This window comes from Pseudomonadota bacterium (genome assembly GCA_010028905.1).
In the GTDB taxonomy this organism is placed as follows: Bacteria; Vulcanimicrobiota; Xenobia; order RGZZ01; family RGZZ01; genus RGZZ01.
On sequence record RGZZ01000606.1, the window covers coordinates 1 to 2,609 of the forward strand.

The 2,609-nt window shown below is 67.9% G+C and carries 1 protein-coding gene; it reads right to left on the minus strand.

Features of this window, described 5'->3' with window-relative positions; genetic code table 11:
* Positions 1-74: 74 nt before the first annotated feature.
* Positions 75-2,555, minus strand: a complete 2,481-nt coding sequence (locus EB084_23425; protein NDD31212.1) for a hypothetical protein — start codon at positions 2,553-2,555, stop codon at positions 75-77.
* Between the last annotated feature and the right edge of the window lie 54 nt (positions 2,556-2,609).

Below are 2,609 nucleotides of genomic sequence, written 5' to 3' on the forward strand. Positions count from 1 at the left end.
CGTCTGGCGTGTCTCGGGTGGCCTGCAGGCAGGCGTCGAGGTCGAGGCGGTCTGCCGTCATCGCCTCGCGCGGCTCAGTACTTCCTCAGGGCGTCGACCGTGGGCAGGCAGGCCCACATCTCGCCCAGCTCGCGATACGACGCCGCGATCTCGCGCAGCGCCTCGGCGAGCGGCTTGCTGTACGACGTGGGCGTGAGCGACAGGCGGTGCGCGCGTATCTCGTCGAGGTGCTGGGCCGACCAGCCGAGGCGCTTTGCCGCTTCCTGCTCGGCCTTGTTGAAGCCCGCGCTCTTCAGGCGCGCGAGGGCCGCACTGGCCTGCTCGGGTGTGGCGTTGAGCCCCCGCTTCTCGGCGCGGTCGGCGGCCTGCTCGAGGCGGGTGGCTGCCTTCATCCAGAGCAGCCCGGCGCGTCGCTTCAGCTCGACCAGCACCATGCCCTGACGCTCCACCGCAGCGGCGTTGCCGGCCTGCACCGCGCCGCCCAGGCGATCGCGGGCGATGCGCGCGGCGCGCAGCACCGAGTCGAGCTCGAGCATCACGCCGAGCAGGCTGTCGGCCGCGGGCGGCTGCTTGAGCCCCTGACACACTGCGGCGATGTCGACCTTCTCCGGCATGGTGACCTCATTGAAGTCGGGGCGGGGCGGATCGCCCCCGAGAGAGGCGCTGATGATGCCTGCGTTCTCGAAGATCATGTTGAACATGCCGTCTTTCACGGTCCCCTGCATGTCGAGGCCGAGACCAGAGGTCGCCTTGCCGGTGGCGAACTGGGCCGGATCATCGAAGAGGCTGCTCAGATCGGTCATGTTCTCGATGTAGCCCATGCACTCGCGGGCCTTCACCAGAATTTCCTTGTTCTTCCAGGTGTCCTTGTCCGGGTCTTTCTCCTTGTCGCGACGGGGGTTGCGCCGCCCGGGTGGACGGCTGCTGTCGTGGTCGCTGTTGCGGCTCGACAGGCCCAGGCGCTGGCGCGACTGGTTGCCCGGCTGGCTGATGCTGTTGGAGGGCTCGAAGGGCTTGAGCCACTTGGGGCCCACGTGCGCCCCGTCGCCGCCGTCGTATGCCACGCGACCGCCCTGGGCAAGCCGCTTCGCGTTGCCGTACAACGCGCGGTGCAGCGCGCCCGCGCCCTCGCCGTACGCCACGAGGCGACACGCGTCATCTTCGCGGGCGCTCCCGGGCTTGCGCACGTTCTCGCCGAAGACCACCACGCCCGCCATGAAGGCCTCGTACACGGGGTTGGCAAGCGTTCCCTGATCGGGCGACTCGGCGAGCAGCATCTCGCGCAGCCCTTCGGCGCAGCTGGCGATGTTCACCAGAACGGGGATCATGCTCTTGCGAGAGGCCGCATCTTCGGGCTTCTTGTTGATCTTGCAGATGTTCGCGGTGAGCGATTCGACCTGCTTGCGCAGCGCGACCGCGTCGCGGTAGCGGGCGGGCACCGAGCGGAGCGAGCCCGCGCCGGCGGGGGGCGTGGCCTGGCCCCCTGGAAGTCCGACGAGAGCATAGCCCTTGCCCTGTACCTCGAGGGTGACGGGCTTGTCCGGCTGATACGCGACGATCTGCTTGAAGCGCACGGTCTTGAACGGGCACACCTTCACCGTGGCGTCGCCCTGCAGCGCGAAGGCCTTCTCGTCGTAGTCGATCTCCACGCTGTTGCCGCTCTGGTCGGCCACGCAGCTCACGCGCCCGATCTTGTCGATGCTGATGCGCAGGCTCCCCGGGTTCACCACTTCGATCAATGTCTGGGTGTAGCCCTCGGGGAAGAACGAGATGAAGTAGCCGTTCGGGTTGTACGACCATCGCCCGGTGGGAATCTCCCGGTCGCCGTCCATGTGTGTGGCCTCACCCACCGCCACCGCGATGGACTCGATCTCATTGTACGCAGGCAGAGCGCCGCTCAGCATGCCGCGCAAGGTCGATTCGGCGTTCAAGATCTGCTGCACCGGGCCGGGCAGATATGCAGACGCCTGCGACAGGATCTCCCCAATCTGATTCATGTTCGCGGCCTGATGCATGGCGTCGAGGTCTTTCTTCGAGAGCAGGGTCTCGGCGACGTGCTGCAGCTTGGGGTCGAGCTGGTTGAACGGGGTCTGGGCGATGAGCGCCCAGAGCAGCACCTGGATGTCGTGCTGGTCGATCTCGGGGTGCATCCAGGCGTTGCGCAAGATGGTGTCGACGGTGGAGGCTCCCTTGCCCTTGGCGGGGGCGAACACGTAGCCGTCGCCCCGCCCGCCGCCAGGGCGGTGTCCGCCCGGCGTCAGGCAGTAGCTCTGGGCCCACAGATCGTAGGCGCCTGGCCCGAGCATCATCTCGCCGTCGATGCCGCGGGGCATCTCCTGGGCGGGCACGCGCATCGCGGGGTCGTAGTGATCGAGGAACGGCACGTCTGTGACCGCGTCGGCCAGCCCTGTGGCGAACCACTGGTCCGGGGTGTTTCCCCCACCCAGGCCGGGAATCGAGATGTCGGGCAGCCCCGGGAAGGCTTCGACGGCGGTGTGGCTGACAAGGGCGAGCATGATGGCGCAGAGCGCGATCATGAGGGGTCGACGGGTCATGGGGGTCGGCTCCTTGGGGGGGTGGCACCGCGGTGCAGGCGGTGGATTGAGTAT

Bases quoted from the DNA above. Each gene is read 5' to 3' on its own strand.
- EB084_23425 (NDD31212.1), bottom strand. From the start codon at position 2,555: ATGACCCGTCGACCCCTCATGATCGCGCTCTGCGCCATCATGCTCGCC.